Here is a 540-nt window from a genome sequence, read left to right on the forward strand (position 1 = left end):
AGCTGGTTGATCACCAGTGATGTGAATACGTTTAACATAGCTTTTTCCTTTTCCTGTTGTGTTGTTTTAGTTGCTTACGGCAACCACTCGGCTGGTTTGGTTGGGCAAGTGCGTACCAGCGAACTGTGAAACCTTGCTTTAGGCCGCTTGTGGCGGTGGCTCTGGCGGCGGGTTGTTTGCCGCTTTTAGCTCTGGCACCACTAATTCAAAAGGGCTAATGCGCTGAGCTTGTTTTAGCTTGTGTAATAACGGGGCTGTTGCTGCGTTATTGCGTGCTGTTGGGAATATAAATACTTTGGTCATATTCACTCTCCTTGGCCTTAGGCTGCTAGTAAGTCGTTTTGCCGGCGCGAGATTTGTAACCTAGTGGGCTAAGTAAAAATCGAGCAACAAAGAGTTAATCGCCCCTAGGAAGAACCCGAAGGGCAGCGCGTGTTTGGCATTGATGCTGCGTTATCGCCTATTTATGTGGAACAACCACACTACATAGGCTCTGCCTTGCCTAAATACCAAACACACTGCTGCAAAATTAATCATAAA

The 540-nt window shown here is 47.0% G+C and carries 1 protein-coding gene; it reads right to left on the reverse strand.

The window, feature by feature from the left end:
- Nucleotides 1–138: 138 nt before the first annotated feature.
- Nucleotides 139–303 carry a hypothetical protein gene (locus tag C2M25_RS21715; RefSeq protein WP_157066240.1) on the reverse strand — a complete coding sequence of 55 codons (165 nt, stop codon included), beginning with the start codon at nucleotides 301–303 and terminating at the stop codon, nucleotides 139–141.
- Between the last annotated feature and the right edge of the window lie 237 nt (nucleotides 304–540).

The organism is Pseudoalteromonas sp. T1lg21 (assembly GCF_002964625.1).
Classification (GTDB): domain Bacteria; phylum Pseudomonadota; class Gammaproteobacteria; order Enterobacterales; family Alteromonadaceae; genus Pseudoalteromonas; species Pseudoalteromonas gelatinilytica.